The following is a 15,723-nucleotide window of genomic DNA, read 5'->3' as shown; positions in this document are numbered from 1 at the left end:
CACGAGCATGCCCGGCGGCGGAAGAGCGGGCTAGAGCTCGACCAGCCGGTCGGGCAGTTCGTTCACATCGTCGGGCTGGCGCGGGAAATGCTGCGCCAGCACCGTCCCGCAGCTTTCGATCGCGTGAACGAAGCCATCGGTGATCGCCCCGCTCCGCACCTCGGTGATCAGCGCATCCAGGATCTCGTCCCAGACGCCCGCATCCACCTGCTCGTTGATGTTCTTGTCCGCCACGATCTCCGCATAGCGCTCGGCCAGCGACACGAAGATCAGGACCCCCGTCCGGTCCTCGGTCAGTTGCAGGCCCTGCGCAAGGAACTGGGCCATGGCGTTGCGGTGCGCCCGCTCGCTTTTCTGGTAATGCGGCACAAGATGCATGCGGAGAGGCCCGATGAAGCCGAGCCCCGCAAGGATGACGAAGACGACCGCCTGTCCCAGGGCGAGAGAGCCGGCCGCCATTCCAGGCCAGAGAATGGCGGTCGCGAAGCCCCCCACGAGCGAGACCAGGGCGGCCCAGAGCAGCGGCACGAGCCGATAGCTGTCGCTCTCATGGGCAAGAATGGTGAAGATCTCGCCAGCCGTGTGGGCTTCCGCCTGCTGCACGGCCGCGGCAATCCTGGCGTGATCCGCCTCGTCAAGGTATGCGCGTTTCGTGCTCATGGTCCTGTCCTCACGGAATTACCAGCTTCCCGAGGAGCCGCCGCCCCCGAAGGAGCCGCCACCGCCGGAAAACCCACCGCCCCCGCCACCACCGGACCAGCCACCTCCGCGACCGCCACCCCAGCCGCCGCCCATCGGGATGATCCATGGCAGAAAGCCGCCGCGACGGCGCCTGCGGCCGCCGAAGAACATCGGGCGGATGACGAAGAAGAAGATAAACAGCCAGAAGATCAGCGTCACGATGCCGGAGCCGACGGAATCCTTCGCCTGGACCGGGGCCGCCCTTCGCGCCTGCTCCTTGATCGCCTCGCCATTGCCGCCCAGCACGGAGACGATGTCCTCGGTGCCGCGCCGAATGCCGCCGGCCATGTCTCCGGCCTTGAAGCGGGGCAGGATGGAGGAATTGATGATGACGCTGGTCATCGCATCGGTCAGGTCGCCTTCCAGGCCGTAGCCGACCTCGATGCGGACCTTCCGCTCGTTGGGCGCGACCAGCAGGATCGCGCCGTTGTTCTTGTCCTTCTGGCCGATGCCCCAGGCACGACCGAGATCGACGCCATATTCCTCGATCGTCTCGCCGCCCAGGGAAGGCACCGTCGCGACCACGAGCTGATCGCCGTTCTTCGCCTCCAGATCGGCCAGCATCCCGTCGATCTCGGTCGCCTGCTGCGGCGGGAGGATGTTGGCGGCATCGACGACGCGGCCCGTCAGCGGCGGGAAAGTCGGCGCCGCGCGGCCGATCCCGGCGGGGCCGAACGCGAGGAGCAGACCGGCGACGAGCACCGCCAGCGCGGAACGAATCGGCACCGGGTCAGGAACGAACCGCTTGATCATGCTGCCCTCGTGCTGGCTGCCGGGACCATCCCCGAGTTCAGTCGAACTTCACCTGCGGCGCCTGGGCCGCCTTCTCGTCCGCGGTGAAGTTCTGCATGGGCTGCGCGCCGGAATAGAAGATCGCGGCGATCCAGCGCCCGGGAATGGTGCGCAGCTCCGTATTGTACTTCTGCACGGCGGCGATGTAGTCGCGCCGCGCCACGGCGATGCGGTTTTCCGTGCCTTCCAGCTGCGACTGCAGGGCGAGGAAGTTCTGGTTCGACTTCAAGTCGGGGTAGTTCTCGGTGATCGAGAGAAGCCGCGACAGCGCCGCCCCGAGCTGGCCCTGCACCTGCTGGTAGTTCTTGAAGGCTTCCGGATTGGTGAGAATGTCCGGCGGCAGCGTCATCTGCGTCGCCTTGGCGCGCGCCTCGGTCACCTGCGTCAGCACCTCGCGCTCCTGCTTGGCATAGCCCTGCACGGTGGCGACGAGGTTGGGGATCAGGTCGGCGCGGCGCTGGTACTGGTTCTGCACCTCGCTCCACGCGGCCTTGGCCTGCTCCTCATAGGTCGGCACGTTGTTGATGCCGCAACCGGCGATCAGGACGACCGCCACAAAGATGGCAGACAGGCGGGTGAAAAGCTTCAGGCGCATGAAATCCTCCGTCGGAAGCAAGGTGGCGTCGGTTATCCGGCTTACAAGGCCGGGAAGCGCCTGTTCGTTCCCGTGAAAGACGGTTCAGGTCTTCGATACCCGCTTTACACGGCCGGCTCCGGCCGTCGATCCAGCGACGATCCAGTAGAAGAGGCCGCCGACGCAACCGGCCCCGACGAAGATATGGACCTGCGCGGCAGCCGCTTCCGGCGAGCGGATGGCCAGTTCCGAGACGAGGCCCGTCAGGCCTCCGTAGACGAGGTAGAAGAGCACCGAGCGCCACGCGAAGATCTCGCCGAGCAGCGCGCCGATGAGGGAAGGCACGGCGGCAAGCCAGCCGATGCTGGCCGCGAGCCCGAGGGTCAGCAGCAAAAGCTGGCCGCCATATTCGCTGGTATAGGCGCCGACATCGTCGACGCTGCCATGCAGCACCGCCACGACCAGGAACACCGCCCCCGCCAGGCAGGCCACGACGAAGCCCAGCGGCAGGAGAAAGACGATCCGGAGAACGGTGACCACGAGACGGAAACGACGGGAGCTAGAGCGCGGCCGCCACCCCGCCGACGACGCTTGCCGCCTCGCGATCGACCTTGCGCATCCGCTCGGAAGCGGACTTGAGCTGGCCGCACGCGGCGAAGATATCGCGCCCGCGAGGCGTGCGGATCGGCGATGCGTAGCCGGCGCGATTCACCACGTCGGAGAAGGTCTCGATCTGCTCCCAGTCCGAGCACTCGTAGGCGGAGCCAGGCCACGGATTGAACGGGATCAGGTTGATCTTGGCGGGGATGCCTTTGAGCAGCCGCACCAGCTCGCGCGCGTCGGAGAGCGAGTCGTTGACGCCCTTCAGCATCACGTATTCGAAGGTGATGCGCTTGGCGTTGGAGAGGCCCGGATAGGCGCGGCAGGCGTCCAGCAGCTCGGCGATGGGATATTTCTTGTTGATCGGCACCAACTCGTCGCGCAGCTCGTCGCGCACCGCGTGCAGCGAGATCGCCAGCATGGAGCCGATCTCCTCGCCGGCACGCTGGATCATCGGCACGACGCCGGAAGTGGACAGCGTGATGCGGCGGCGCGAGAGGGCCAGCCCCTCGCCGTCGGCGGCGATATGGAGCGCCGTCTTCACGTTGTCGAAATTGTAGAGCGGCTCGCCCATGCCCATCATGACGATGTTGGAGACGAGACGGCCTTCGCCCGGAACAATGGCGCCGGCGGGCGTCGCGGCATCCGGGAAGTCGCCCAGCCGGTCGCGGGCGAGCAGCACCTGGCCGATGATTTCTTCCGGCGTCAGGTTGCGGACGAGCTTCTGCGTGCCGGTATGGCAAAAGGAGCAGGTGAGCGTGCAGCCGACCTGACTGGATACGCAAAGCGTGCCGCGGCCTTCCTCGGGAATGTAGACGGTTTCCACCTCGACCGGGCGACCGGCGCCGCGCGGGGGAAAGCGCAACAGCCACTTGCGGGTGCCATCGACGGAAATCTGCTCCGTCACGATCTCCGGCCGTGCCAGCGCGAAGCGCTCCGCAAGCGTTTCGCGCAGCGCCTTGGACATGTTGCTCATGGCGCCGAAATCGGTCGCGCCGCGCACATAGAGCCAGTGCCAGATCTGCGCGGAGCGCATCCGCACCTGCTTTTCCGGAATGCCGGCTTCCACCAGCGCCTGCCCGAGCTCCTCGCGCGACAACCCGATCAGCGACGGCTTTTCCGCCGTGAGGGCCGGTATGAGGGAGGGGCGCGCGGGCGCGACGGACGTTTCGGGGACGATGGCGAGGGCGGTCATGGCAGGCCTTTTACCAGAGAAGGCGTCGCAACGAAACGGACCGTCTTTCGAGGAGACGGTCCGTTCAACCCCCTAGATAGGGTCGCGGCGCGCGGAGTACCAGCACCGCCCTCGGCAGAGGGCGACGATGGCTACTTGCACTCGCCGTTGATCTTGCTCAGCGCGGCGGTGAGGCCGGACAGCGAGAACGTGTAGGTCGTTGGGTTGCCGCGGCCGGACTGCCCGCTCATGATGAGCTTCTTGCCTGCCTTCATGCCGGCGACGAGCTGCGGCTCCTCGCCGGCGTTCAGCAGCCAGGCGCTGTCGCCCTGGGTGAACATGGTGAACTTCTTGCCGTCGATATCGGCGGTGACCGTGGAGTTCTCCTTGAAGGGATAACCCACCACGAAGTTCGATTCGCTCTGGATTTTGTCGGCCGGGCTGCGGCGGATGAAGAAGGAAACGTCGCCGTGGTTCAGCCCGTCCGGCGCCTTGGTCTTCGGCACCGCATGGACGTAGCAGACCTTGCCCTTCTTGCCGGCATAGGTCCATGCCGTCCAGTCGTTGAAGGTGCCGAGCGAGGTCGGCGTCTGAGCAAAAGCCGCGGTTGCCGAGAAGAGCGAGAGGGCGCCGATCAGAAGTGTCCGGTACATCATGGGTGAGGCTGGTCCATCCTGTTCAGGGGGGTGCCGACCCTCGGCGGGCCGGCGTCGTCACTGTGGCGGAAACTGGGCGAACATGGTTACCAAACCATAAACGCTTTGCCGATTTGGCTGGAGTCCAAACGCGGCCATAGTTGGGCGGGGTCTCCGGCGGCCGGTGACGATCCGGTGATCGCGGACCCGGCCTTGCCGCCGCTCAGGACTTGGGTTTCGCGTCCTCGCCCTTCAGCGCCTCGCGCGCCGCCTGCCTGTGCTCGTCGGTGATCGACGAACGCACCGTGGCCAGGGCGGCTGCCAGCACCGAGGCGTCGTCCAGGAAACCCAGGCCGACGATGAAATCCGGGATCACGTCGAAGGGCGAGACGAAATAGGCGAGCGCGCCGATGATGATCAGCCGCGAGCGCATCGGAGTGGCGGGATCGAGCATCGCGTAATAGGCGGCAACGACCTCGTCCATGAACGGGATCTGCCGCAGCGCCTTCTTCACCGTCGGCCAGAAACGGGCCTTGATGCTGGCTTCCTTTTTCTCCGCGTCCTCGGGTCCGAGGATTTCGATATCGGCAATCCGTTTGACCATGCGCACCTCCCAGCCTCATTTGGGAAAGAACGTGCCCGCGCACAAGAGATGCAAGAAGGGCGCGCCGTTGCCGGCGCGCCCTCCGTGTTCCGGCTCAAGCGGGTGGAGCCCGCCTCGTCCGTCGCTCAGTGCACGATGTCGAGCGTCTCGCGCGGCGCGTCGCTGCGCTTCTGCGTCGGGCGCCCGGCCCAGAAGCCGGCGAGCAGCGAACCCGAAAGGTTGTGCCAGACGGAGAAGATCGCGCCGGGGAGCGCGGCCAGCGGCGAGAAGTAGATCTTGCCCAGCGTCGCCGCGAGGCCGGAATTCTGCATGCCGACTTCCAGCGCCAGCGTGCGGCAGACCGCCTCGTCGAAGCCGAGGAGACGGCCGCCCCAATAGCCGCTGAGCAGGCCGATACCGTTGTGCAGGACGACCGCGAGCAGCACCAGCGGGCCCACATTGGCGATATTGGCATGGCTGCCGGCGACCACCGCCGCGATGATCGCGAGGATGGCGACCATGGAGATCAGCGGCAGGGCCGGCTCGACGGTCCGCACGAAGCGGCGCAGGATCTGGTTGACGATCAGTCCCAGGACGACCGGGACGGCCACGATTTCCACGATGCTGAGCAGCAGGCCGCCGACATCGACCGCGATATCCGCGTCGACATAGAGCCGCGTCAGGAACGGCGTCGCCACCACGCCGACGATGGTGGACAGCGCGCTGATGGAGATGGACAGCGCCACGTCGCCCTTGGCCAGGTAGATCATCACGTTGGAGGCCGTGCCGCTGGCGACGCTGCCGACCAGGATCATGCCCGTGGCGAGGTCCGGCTCCATGCCGAAGACCTTGGCCAGCGCCCACGCCGCCAGCGGCATGACGATATAATGCAGCACCACGCCGGCGATGACGGGCGCCGGGCGGACGAGGACGCGACGGAAATCGTCGAAGGTGAGCGTCACGCCCATGGCGAACATGATGATCGCCAGGAGATAGGTGACGTAGGGGCCGATGCCGCTGAAAGCGCCCGGCGCGAAGAAGGCGGCGACGGCGACGATCAGGGCCCAGAGCGGGAACAGGCGGGTCACGGAGGAGAGCACGGGCGTTTCCGTTTATTATGGTTGCGTGACAATCCGCCTATCCGCGATCCCACCAGGCAACAAGCAGCGATTGCGGCCAAACCGTCGCAACCAGGCGGCGAGCGCCTCGCCGTGGCGGACGGGCCACAATTTCGCTGCGGGGAGCCGTCGAGAAACCGCCGCCCGGCTCGCGTCAACCTGCGGGAACGGAAGCGCGCGCGGCCAGGGCCGGGACGCGGAAGAGCGCGGTCAGGTGCTTCCAGCGCAGCACCATCATCAGCGCGACGGCGGTGAGCCCGACGGCCAGCCCGGCCCAGATGCCGAGGCCCTGCAGTCCGAAGGGCCCCGCCAGCACCAGACCGGTCGGCAGCCCGAGCACCCAGTAGCCGAGGGCAGCCAGCAGCATCGGGATCTTGGCGTCGCGATAGCCTCGCAACACGCCCGCCATGCCGCCCTGCACGGCGTCGGACACTTCGAAGATCCCGGCGAAGAACAGGAAGTGTCTTCCGTAGGAAACGACGGCGGCCGAAGCGGGATCTGACGTGTCGATGAAGAAGCCGATCAGCCAGGTGGGGGCGAGCAGCATCAGGCTCGCCACGATCAGCGCGAAGCAGATGGTGAGGACGAAGGTGGTGCGCCCCGCCCGCTCGGCGGCGGCGAAATTCATCGCGCCCCGCGCATGCGCCACCCGGATCGTCGCCGCTTGCCCCAACCCGACCGGCACCTTGAAGGCGAGCGACACCATCTGCATCGTGATGGAATGGGCCGCAAGCTGCGCCTCGCCGAAGAGCCCGGCCGAGATCATCGCGGCATAGAAGACGCCGTTTTCCAGAAGCATCGTCATCGAGATCGGAATGCTGAGGCCCAGAAGATCGCCGATGCTTCGCCGGTCCGGCGCGCTCCAGCGCCGGAACATCGCATAGCGCCGCATGCGCGGATCGAGGACCAGAACCAGCGCGAGCGCGCCGGCCATCACGGTGGAGGCGCTCAGCGTGGCAAGCCCCGCGCCGCGCAGGCCGAGATGGGCCGGGCCGTCGATGAGCACATAGCCGAGGCAGCCGTTCAGCAGCACGCCGCCGACCACCACGAAAAGCGGCCAGCGCTGCCGTCCATGCGCGCCGAGAAACGCCCGCATCATCTTGAACAGCGTATAGGGCAGGAGCGCCCACATCAACGTGCGGGTCGTCTCGCCCGCGCCGGCGGCGATATGCGGCTCCTGTCCGAAGCGGATGAGGATCGGCTCGCACCACCACAGCACGCTCCAGATCAGCGCGCAGGAGACAAGGCTGCAGAGGACGGCCTGGTGCATCGTGCCGCGAACCGCGCTGAAGATGCGGAAACGCTCGCCCCGCGCAGTGGCGATCATCGCCATAGCGGCGGAATCCAGCCCCGCGAGCAGGCTGAGGCTCAGCGTGAAGAGCCCATAGGCGAGCGCGCCGGAAGCGAGCGCCGTGGCGCTCTGGCGGCCGAGGAAGCCGAGATTGACGACCAGGAAGCCGAAGGGCGCGATGTTGCTCAGCGCCAGCGGGAAGGCGAGGCCAAGGATCGCCCGGGTCTCGGCCCGGAAGCCTTTCGCCACGCTCTTGTCGATTGCGATCAAAGCCAGTCTCAAGCCAGTGAAGATCTCGAACCGCATGCCGGCCGAAGCAGATCGCGGGGATCATTGCCTCAAATCGAAAAGCCGCGCCAGCTGGGAGCGTCGTGGCTCCGGTGCTCAGCCTGTCTTGCGATAGGCGAACATCGCCGTCTCGCAGGGAAAGGCGACCTCGTCCCGCCTGGACAGTCCGGGCGGGACGCCGACAAGCGCGCGGAGGCGGCGGGCTACCTCCTGGCGCTGCTCGTCATGGAGGGCGGCGATGAAGCTGACGGAAAGCGTGCGGTCCACGATCACCTGCTCGGGGCTGCCGACATGCGCATGACGCACGAACCGCTCGCCGATGGCCGTGAAGCCCGGGCCGGGAAGACCCGCCGCCACGTGCTCGTCCGGTAGCGGCGTGCCGGCCTCGAACGGGTCGGTGATGTCCGACAGCGACGCCACCCAGGGCACGTTTTCGTCACGAACGTTCCAGATCAGGCCGAGCACGCCGTCCGGCACGAGCACGCGACGGATCTCCGCCAGAGCCTCGGCCGAGGCGAACCAGTGGAAGGATTGCGCGCAGATCACCGCATCGAGCGAAGCGGCGGGAACGCAGCGGGTAAACCGCGCCGCGCTGCCGCATATGCGCTCTCTTCGCGCGGCGCAGACGGTGTGGGTCGGCTCCAGCAGCGCGCGCGGCGGCAGGCCGCCTTTCCCGGCGCCATATTTCGCGGCGAAGGGCGGCATGGATGCACTCGCCCAGAGCTATGCGCTGGAACTCGCCCGCTTCGGCATCGAGACCACGATCGTGGTGCCGGGCGCCGTCACGAAGGGCACCGAGCATTTCGCCAACGCCGGCCATCCCGGCGATGCCCGAAGCGCGCGGGACTCTACTGGTCGGGCCTCATGCCGGCGTGGGCGCCCAGGCGTCGCGGGGCCTCGCGGCGCTGGAGCCCGCCTATGCCGATCCGGCGGAGGTAGCGGAGGCGATCGCAAGGGTCCGTCGACCTCCGCACGGGAAGCAGCCCCTTCCGCATCCATGTCGATCCCTCCGAGGACGGCGCCAAAATCGTCAACGGCATGACCGACCGTGTCCGCGCGCAGCTCCTGGAGCGGATCGGGATCGCCGGCCTGCTCCATCCGGCGACCTGAAATCAATAGAGAGCAACAGGAGCAGAGAATGCGCGGCCGCATACCATGGTGCTGATCGAGGAGATCCCCGACGGCGGCTATGCCCGGGCCGACGAGGTCTTCGTCATTCCCGACGAATACCGCGCAAAGGGGTGACGAGAAGCGGGGCGTCCCCTTGCGCTTGGTCGTCCGGCATCCTTCATGGAAGGAAAGCGGCGACCGGCGACGCAGATCGCGCGTGCCGGCGCGACCGGCCCGGCCAATTGCCGACAAGGGAACAGATGCCAGCGAACAAGTACTATCAGGGCCCTCCGTCGGACCATTTCGACGACGGCCGCTTCTTCAATCCCCGGCATCCCAACACGGACCGCGGCCTCAAGGACCTCCTTCGCTGGCGCTTTGAAGGCGGTCGGCAGCCCTGGACAGAAGCGCCGCCGGTGCGCACGACCGTTCCGGAACCCCAGGTGGCCGGGCTCCGCGTCACCATGGTTGGGCATGCCTCCGTGCTGATCCAGCTGGCCGGCCGGAACCTCCTGGTCGATCCCGTCTGGTCGGAGCGCGTCAGTCCCGTTCGCTGGGCGGGTCCGCGCCGCGTCAATGCGCCCGGCATCCGCTTCGAGGACCTGCCGCCGATCCATGCGGTGCTCCTCACGCACGATCATTACGACCATCTAGACATCGACACACTGAAGCGACTTCAGCAGGCGCATCGCCCCCGCTTCGTCGCGCCGCTCGGCAACGATGCCGTCATCGCCGGGAAGGCGCCGGAAATCCGGGTGGATACGCTGGACTGGGGCCAGTCGCTCGACCTCGGAGCGGATATCACGGCCTGCCTGCAGCCGGCGAACCACTGGTCCGCGCGCAGCCTCGGCGATCGCCGCATGGCGCTCTGGGGCGGCTATGTCATCCGGTCGCCCGCCGGCACCGTCTATGTCGTCGGCGATACCGGATATGGCGACGGCGAAATCTTCCGCGAGGTGGGCGCGCGCTTTCCCGACATCGACTTCGCCGTGATCCCGATCGGCGCCTATGCGCCGCGCTGGTTCATGAAGGACCAGCACGTCGATCCGGCCGAGGCCGTGCGCATCATGGCGGATTGCGGCGCCCGCCGCGCCTTCGGCGTGCACTGGGGCACGTTCCGTCTGACCGACGAGGCCCGGACGGCCCCGAAGGAAGAACTGGCGGCGGAACTCCAAAAGCTCGGATTGCCGCCGGACGTCTTCGTCGCGGCCGAACCCGGCGACGTCTGGGACCGCGAGGCGTCGTTCGGTCCCTGAACCGCTCGGTTCTCAAGATCAGCGCAATCGACCGCCGGCTGCCGGTCCGCTCGGGAGCTGCTTCAAAGCACAAGCGGACCCGGCACTCACGGGCTGCGCCGAACAACCACCGCCTGACCACGGCTCCTGGTCGTTCTTCGTGTCCGACGAGGATCCGAGTCATTTCCAGTCGGCGAGCACGTCGATCCAGAGAATACAACGCCGCCAGTGCTGGGATCGGGCCTGAGCACCCGTGACCCTCAGCCGAAACATGGGTGATCAGCCCTGTTTCGGCCTCGGAATTTGCTCCTGATCCTACAGGAAGGTCGCCCCCGAAAGGGCTATCTCCCCTCCTGCTTGTGCTTGAGGGAGAGCATTTGATGCCCATGCACCTTGAGAACGTTGACTTCAATTCGGCCGTCTCGCTCTTCGAACGGGAGCTGCACTCGTTGCGGTTCCAAGGTGATCGTTTCGACCGGATGGTCACTCCGGATCGAGAGCTTGACACCGAACACCGGCAACACATCCTCGATGGTGTCGAACTCTGCTCCACGCCGTTCCGGCACGTAATGCAAGAGGTGTACGACATCCCGGTTCTCTTCGGCCTGGCGAAGAATCGAGACCTCAAGCGTGCTAGGACCCTCGTGTCTGACCAACGGGTCAGGCAGCAGGATGTCCACGGCATTAAGGAACAGTTGCCGCACCCAGAGCGGAGCGCATTGTTCATACTGCGTCGCGATCGGGCTGTTGAAGTAGATGACCGAGCCGTTCTGTACGACGGCCGGCTTGCCGACGTGGCCGGTCGAGGGCGCCTGCAGATGCGAGATGTAGTGCTGGTAGGTCCGGTCGAAATAGGGTTCGACGAGATCCGCCAGAACCGTTGAGCCCGGTTGGGCTGAAACGTCGGTTCCCCGGATGTAGATCGGCCGCTCGGCCGGCTTCATGTCCTTGGAGAGAGCTTCCCGCGGCTTCACGTATTGAGCGTAGTCATGCCGTTCGAAGACTTTGCCGCGCACGAGCTTGCCGGCGAGGTCGCGCGGGCCGTCGGAATCCAGACGCACTCCGAGTTCCGTCAGGATGAATTCGCTGCCGTCCTGTGAGAGACCGGATTCAAAGGAGGCGATGACCTTGCCCCCGTTGGCGATGAACGTCCGCAACCGTGAGGCCTGCTCATCTGTGAGACGGATATAGTCCGGCAGAACCACGAGCCTATAGGCGTCGAGATCATGCCATGACCCGACGAGGTCGAACTGGTGTCCGCCTTCCACCAGCATCCGGACCATGCCCTGAATGCCCTTCGGCAGATCCATGACGCCGCCGCCGAGTTGTTCTTCCGGGTTGTAGACGGCGATCTCGGTCAGCGGCTTCGCATTCGCCAGCCACGGCTCCTTTGCCCGAACGGCTTTGTAAACCGAGCCGACCAGTTCGTAGGTGTCCGGGTCGAGGGCGCCATTCGGATGAAGCTGATCCCCGATAGAGCAGCCCGCACCCTGGGCGATCATCCTGAACACTTCGTATTCCAGCGCCGCCTTGTTCTTGAGCGAATGGAAATCGCCCCAAGTGGAATGGAACTTGCCCGTGGTGCCGACAACGCCGGGACCGAGGGTGCGGGCATATCGTCCCGTTACCGGGAAATACATGTAGCCCCAGCCGCCGCTCGGCAGCGTTTCCAGCTCGAAATGCGTATAGGCGGGCGCGGCGTCGCGATGGCGCATGCCGATATGGCCGCCATTGAAGGTGACCGAGAGGTTCGGCTGAATGCTGCGGGCCAATTCCGCCAGTTCCATCTCGTAGCGGTTGGCATTCCAGTCGCCGAACGCCTCCTGATCCTCGCGCTTGGCGGGATCGAGCCCCTGCGCCCGCATCGTCTCCTGCGAATATTCCGACACGTCGCAGTCTGGACGAATGAAATCGAAATAGATGCCGTCCGGCTGGAAGTGCTTTAGGATATCCTTGAGGTGATCCTTGAAGACTTCCTGATAGGGAGAACTCAGGCTGAGCTTGCGATAGAAGCCGGCCTCGAACGGAGGCGTCCCTTCCAGCGACCCGTCATCGTGCATCACTCGCCATTCTGGATGCCGCGAAGCGGTGAGCACGTCCCACTGGACCGTGGTGTAGATCGAGACCTTGATGCCGAGCTTACGGCATGCAGCGAGCTGCTGGCCGAGAAGATCGAAATCGAGACCCGGATGGACCGGCCCCAGGATCGACTCGTCGCCAGGATAATAGAGATAGCCGTGATGGCAGCGGGCGAAGAGGATGATCGAGTTGACGTCAGCCTCTTGCAGGGTCCGCGCGAAGGTCTCGGGATTGAAGCTCTCGCCGACCTTCGGGATGTCCTTGCTGGTGTGGAAGTCGAGATGAATTTGGCGCAGCACGCCGTGCGAGATCGACATGATCTTCTCCTGAAAAGACGGAACGAGAGTTGAGGAGCGAGCTCAGCGGCCGCCCAGGCCGCTGAGCGCGATGCCGGAGACGAGGTAGCGTTGCAGGCAAAGGACCATGATCACGCTCGGCACGATCGAGATCGTCGCGGCGGCCATCAGCATGTTCCACTGATTGCCCGTCTGGCCGAGAAACATGTTCAACCCGAGGGGGACAGTCGCCATCTTGACGTTACTGACGACGAGCAAGGGCCAGAGAAAGCTGTTCCAGTAGCCGACGAAGGTGAACACCGCGAGCGTTCCGAGTGCTGGAGCGGTCAGCGGCAGCAGGATACGCGAGAAGATGATCCACCGTCCTGCTCCATCGATCTTGGCCGCCTCTTCCAGTTCTCGGGGGAGGGTCAGGAAGAACTGGCGCAGCAGGAAGGTCCCAAAGGCGGAGAAGGCCCAGGGGATGATCAGCGCCTGGTAGCTGTTCACCCAGCCAAGCTTTCGCATCAGCATGAACATCGGCACGACCAGCACTTCCTGCGGGATCATCAGCGTCCCGAGATAAAGCAGGAAGATCCCGTCCCGCCCCCGCCAGTGGAGACGGGAGAAGGCATAGGCGGCCGACGCGGACGTCGCGACGACGACCATAGTGCCAAGTCCGGAGACGATCAGCCCGTTCAGCATGAAACGGGCGAAGGGAAGGTAGTGCCATGCCTTCGAGAAGTTGCCCCATTCGATGCTCGATCCGATCAGCCGTGGCGGATTGGCGAACACCTCCGAGGAAGGTTTGAGCGCGGTGCTTACCATCCAGATAAAGGGGGTCAGGATGATCAGCGCGGTGATGGCGAGAAGGATCTGCGATGCGATGGCAGGCAGTCGTTGGAGGATGGGCGTGCATTGTCGCCCCATGGTCCCGGCGAGGCTCATTCGTAGTGCACCCACTTTTTCTGGAACCAGAACTGCACGGCTGTCACGCCCATGATCAGGATGAACAGACTCCAGGCGATCGCCGAGGCATAGCCCATCTCGTAGTTCTGGAAGCCGTTCTGGTAGAGATAGTAGACGATGGTGGTGGTGGACGAGCCGGGGCCGCCGCCTGTCAGGATGTAGGGCTGTGCGAAAACCTGGAGCGAGGAGATGAGGGTCATCACCGTCGCGAAGAAGATGCTCGGTGTCAGCAGGGGTAGGGTGATGTGCCGGAAGCGCACCCAGGGTCCGGCGCCGTCGAGTCGGGCGGCCTCGTAGAGTGGCTTTGGGATGCCCTCGATGCCGGCGACGAAGATGATCATGTTGTAGCCGAAACCAGCCCAGACGGACATGATGATCAGCGCCGACATGGACCAGTCGGGCGAGCCCAGCCAGTTGGGACCGGGCGATCCTGTCAGCATGCGGAAGACTGCGACGATCAATCCGTCCGGATAGGCAAACAGCAGCCGCCAGACGACGGCGTTGGCCACCATCGGACTGAGGACGGGCAGGAAAAAGACGAAGCGAAAGAACCCCTTGGCCGGCACCCGCCCCGTCAGCCAGACGGCGATCCCGATCGAAATCAGGAGGTTCAGGATCAGGTAGCCCACGACAAAGTGCAACGTGTGGCCGACGATGCGCCAGAAGACGACGTCCCGGGTGAACAGCTTGACGAAGTTGCCCAGCCCCTTGAAGACCGGGGTGCCGATGATGGGCCACTCGTAGAAGCTGAGCACGAGGGATGCGACGATCGGGAGGACGGTGAAGCAGAGAAAACCGACCAGGTTCGGCGCAAGAAACGCGAGAGCGGCAAGGGTCTCTCCCCCCCGCCCCCCTTTTCGTGACGATCTTTTCGGCCGGTTGCCGGCGTGCGTCCCGGAATGCTCCGTTGCGCCCGCGGCTTCATGCTCTCCCGGACCGGGAACAGCTTCGTGCTTTGTCAGGGGAATGGTCGCGCTCATGAAAGGCTATTCGACCTGGTTCTGCACCTCGGTCAGAACAGCTTGCGGGCTGCTCGAACCGTTGAAGGCTTCCACGCCGTACTGCTGGAGCAAGGCGGCGATCCGATTCCACTTCGGCGTGGTCTTGTAGACGTTGACGGTCGCGAGAGCGGTATCGATCGCGCCCTTCGCGCCGTCCACGTCCGCGACGGAATACCAGTATGTCTGGGCGGCCTTGTAGGCAGGAAAGCCGCGACCCGCCTTGGCGATATAATTCTGCCCCTCCGGCCCGACGATGACGGAAATCGCCTTCCAGGCAGCATCGGGATCCTGACAGCTCTTGGTGATGCCGAAGCCGGTCCCGGACATGGTGGTGACCGACTTGCCCCCGAAGGATGGCACCGTCGTCAGGCCGATATCGAATTTGACGTTCTGCTTGGCGTTGATGAGTTGCCAAGGGCCGTCGATATACATTGCCGCGTTTCCGTTGCGGAACTGGTCGGCCGGGTAGTTGGAGGCACCGGTCGCCGGAATCTGAGGTGCGACTTTCTCCTTCGTCGCGAGATCGGTGACCCAGGTGAACCCCTGAACCATCTTGGCATTGTCGAGGTCCGGCGCTCCATCCTTCATGTAGTCGCCGCCGATGCTCAGGACGAAGGGGAGCCACATGTCCGGCGTGCCATCGGCGACGAAGCCGTGGTGGCCATCGGCCGTGAGCTTCTTCGCGTCAGCCAGGAACTCCTCGCTGGTCCAGCCCGGCTTCGGCAGTGCGAGGCCTGCCGCCTTGAACATCGTCTTGTTGTAATAGACGACGTAAGGGCCGAGATCGTATGGGATCGCCAGTTGCTTGCCGTCCTGCTTCAGCCCGTCGACGATCGACGACTGGTATTCCCCGATGTTCAGCCCCGACCCGAGCTTCGACGAAAGATCGATGAAGATCGATCCCACATCCGGAATGCGTTGGGCCTGAAGCCCGGCAATGCAGGGCAGGTCATCGGCCGCCGCCTCGGTTACCAGCTTGTTGTAGTAATCGGAGAATGCCGTGCTTTCGAACGTGACCGTGATATCGGGGTATTTCGCATGAACCATATCCGCGAGATGCTGCCAGACGCCGATCTCGGCCTGCGAATCGGCGGACATGGCCCAGCGCAGTGTGACAGGCGCTGTGAAACCAGCGCTGGATGATGCCAGCAGGGCGAGAACAGATGCGCCGAGGGTCACTCGGGCAGAGCGTGAGATCTTCATGATATTCCTCCCTGGGATCATCCGCTGTTCTTATGACAACGTTGTCATCCCAGAT

At 65.0% G+C, this 15,723-nt stretch carries 15 protein-coding genes and 2 pseudogenes; 3 read left to right on the top strand and 14 right to left on the bottom strand.

The features are described 5' to 3' along the window. Positions 1–30: 30 nt before the first annotated feature. The 10 genes from BMY25_RS09245 to BMY25_RS21125 form a co-directional block, all read right to left on the bottom strand. Entirely contained in the window at positions 31–660 is a 630-nt protein-coding gene (locus BMY25_RS09245) for a TPM domain-containing protein (protein WP_092496343.1), read from the bottom strand. Between the two features lie 18 nt (positions 661–678). Then, positions 679–1,494, bottom strand: coding sequence for a TPM domain-containing protein (locus BMY25_RS09240; protein ID WP_092496342.1), 816 nt, complete (start codon positions 1,492–1,494; stop codon positions 679–681). Between the two features lie 37 nt (positions 1,495–1,531). Further along, positions 1,532–2,128, bottom strand: a complete 597-nt coding sequence (locus BMY25_RS09235) for a LemA family protein (RefSeq protein ID WP_092496377.1) — start codon at positions 2,126–2,128, stop codon at positions 1,532–1,534. Positions 2,129–2,212: 84 nt separating this feature from the next. Then, positions 2,213–2,647 carry a hypothetical protein gene (locus BMY25_RS09230; protein WP_092496341.1) on the bottom strand — a complete coding sequence of 145 codons (435 nt, stop codon included), beginning with the start codon at positions 2,645–2,647 and terminating at the stop codon, positions 2,213–2,215. A gap of 19 nt (positions 2,648–2,666) precedes the next feature. Further along, positions 2,667–3,902: a dual-specificity RNA methyltransferase RlmN gene (rlmN, locus tag BMY25_RS09225; RefSeq protein ID WP_092496340.1), complete on the bottom strand. Its 1,236-nt coding sequence runs from the start codon at positions 3,900–3,902 to the stop codon at positions 2,667–2,669. A 131-nt stretch (positions 3,903–4,033) separates the two neighbouring features. Continuing rightward, a complete protein-coding gene (locus BMY25_RS09220) occupies positions 4,034–4,537 on the bottom strand; it encodes an invasion associated locus B family protein (protein WP_092496339.1) in 504 nt (167 codons plus the stop codon). Positions 4,538–4,739: 202 nt separating this feature from the next. After that, on the bottom strand, positions 4,740–5,120 hold the full coding sequence (locus BMY25_RS09215; protein ID WP_092496338.1) for a YkvA family protein: 381 nt from the start codon (positions 5,118–5,120) through the stop codon (positions 4,740–4,742). Positions 5,121–5,245: 125 nt separating this feature from the next. After that, entirely contained in the window at positions 5,246–6,199 is a 954-nt protein-coding gene (gene panS / locus BMY25_RS09210) for a ketopantoate/pantoate/pantothenate transporter PanS (RefSeq protein WP_092496337.1), read from the bottom strand. Positions 6,200–6,371: 172 nt separating this feature from the next. Continuing rightward, positions 6,372–7,778: an MATE family efflux transporter gene (locus BMY25_RS09205; RefSeq protein WP_177176795.1), complete on the bottom strand. Its 1,407-nt coding sequence runs from the start codon at positions 7,776–7,778 to the stop codon at positions 6,372–6,374. Between the two features lie 114 nt (positions 7,779–7,892). Next, positions 7,893–8,342, bottom strand: a complete 450-nt coding sequence (locus BMY25_RS21125) for a class I SAM-dependent methyltransferase (protein WP_428976949.1) — start codon at positions 8,340–8,342, stop codon at positions 7,893–7,895. Positions 8,343–8,364: 22 nt separating this feature from the next. Between BMY25_RS21125 and BMY25_RS21120 the strand changes: the two are divergent. From BMY25_RS21120 to BMY25_RS09185, 3 genes and pseudogenes are all read left to right on the top strand, one after another. Beyond that, positions 8,365–8,906: pseudogene (locus BMY25_RS21120) on the top strand (SDR family NAD(P)-dependent oxidoreductase); the annotation flags it as partial. Positions 8,907–8,927: 21 nt separating this feature from the next. Beyond that, a pseudogene (locus BMY25_RS09190) lies at positions 8,928–9,041 on the top strand (tautomerase family protein); the annotation flags it as partial. Between the two features lie 125 nt (positions 9,042–9,166). Beyond that, positions 9,167–10,162, top strand: coding sequence for an MBL fold metallo-hydrolase (locus BMY25_RS09185; RefSeq protein ID WP_092496334.1), 996 nt, complete (start codon positions 9,167–9,169; stop codon positions 10,160–10,162). A 320-nt stretch (positions 10,163–10,482) separates the two neighbouring features. On the opposite strand, the gene BMY25_RS09180 is transcribed toward BMY25_RS09185, so the two are convergent. Genes BMY25_RS09180 through BMY25_RS09165 form a run of 4 tightly spaced genes read right to left on the bottom strand, consistent with a single transcriptional unit; the run spans position 10,483 to position 15,668 of the window. After that, positions 10,483–12,537, bottom strand: a complete 2,055-nt coding sequence (locus tag BMY25_RS09180) for an alpha-amylase family protein (protein WP_238858240.1) — start codon at positions 12,535–12,537, stop codon at positions 10,483–10,485. 42 nt (positions 12,538–12,579) lie between these two features. Then, a complete protein-coding gene (locus tag BMY25_RS09175; protein WP_092496332.1) occupies positions 12,580–13,443 on the bottom strand; it encodes a carbohydrate ABC transporter permease in 864 nt (287 codons plus the stop codon). Further along, complete coding sequence (locus tag BMY25_RS09170) at positions 13,440–14,444, bottom strand: carbohydrate ABC transporter permease (RefSeq protein ID WP_092496331.1); 1,005 nt, start codon at positions 14,442–14,444, stop codon at positions 13,440–13,442. Before BMY25_RS09170 ends, BMY25_RS09175 begins: the two co-directional genes overlap by 4 nt. Before the next feature lie 6 nt (positions 14,445–14,450). Further along, on the bottom strand, positions 14,451–15,668 hold the full coding sequence (locus BMY25_RS09165; RefSeq protein WP_238858239.1) for an ABC transporter substrate-binding protein: 1,218 nt from the start codon (positions 15,666–15,668) through the stop codon (positions 14,451–14,453). Positions 15,669–15,723 lie beyond the last annotated feature (55 nt).

Origin of the sequence: Faunimonas pinastri (assembly GCF_900110915.1) — a bacterium.
GTDB lineage: Bacteria > Pseudomonadota > Alphaproteobacteria > Rhizobiales > Afifellaceae > Faunimonas > Faunimonas pinastri.
This window is presented reverse-complemented; position numbering and strand designations above follow the sequence as displayed.

Excerpts from the sequence above, each read along its gene's own strand:
- BMY25_RS09245 (WP_092496343.1), bottom strand. The coding sequence starts at position 660 with ATGAGCACGAAACGCGCATACCTTGACGAGGCGGATCACGCCAGGATT.
- BMY25_RS09240 (WP_092496342.1), bottom strand. The coding sequence starts at position 1,494 with ATGATCAAGCGGTTCGTTCCTGACCCGGTGCCGATTCGTTCCGCGCTG.
- BMY25_RS09235 (WP_092496377.1), bottom strand. The coding sequence starts at position 2,128 with ATGCGCCTGAAGCTTTTCACCCGCCTGTCTGCCATCTTTGTGGCGGTC.
- rlmN (WP_092496340.1), bottom strand. The coding sequence starts at position 3,902 with ATGACCGCCCTCGCCATCGTCCCCGAAACGTCCGTCGCGCCCGCGCGC.
- BMY25_RS09220 (WP_092496339.1), bottom strand. The coding sequence starts at position 4,537 with ATGATGTACCGGACACTTCTGATCGGCGCCCTCTCGCTCTTCTCGGCA.
- BMY25_RS09215 (WP_092496338.1), bottom strand. The coding sequence starts at position 5,120 with ATGGTCAAACGGATTGCCGATATCGAAATCCTCGGACCCGAGGACGCG.
- BMY25_RS09185 (WP_092496334.1), top strand. The coding sequence starts at position 9,167 with ATGCCAGCGAACAAGTACTATCAGGGCCCTCCGTCGGACCATTTCGAC.
- BMY25_RS09180 (WP_238858240.1), bottom strand. The coding sequence starts at position 12,537 with ATGTCGATCTCGCACGGCGTGCTGCGCCAAATTCATCTCGACTTCCAC.
- BMY25_RS09175 (WP_092496332.1), bottom strand. The coding sequence starts at position 13,443 with ATGAGCCTCGCCGGGACCATGGGGCGACAATGCACGCCCATCCTCCAA.
- BMY25_RS09170 (WP_092496331.1), bottom strand. The coding sequence starts at position 14,444 with ATGAGCGCGACCATTCCCCTGACAAAGCACGAAGCTGTTCCCGGTCCG.
- BMY25_RS09165 (WP_238858239.1), bottom strand. The coding sequence starts at position 15,668 with ATGAAGATCTCACGCTCTGCCCGAGTGACCCTCGGCGCATCTGTTCTC.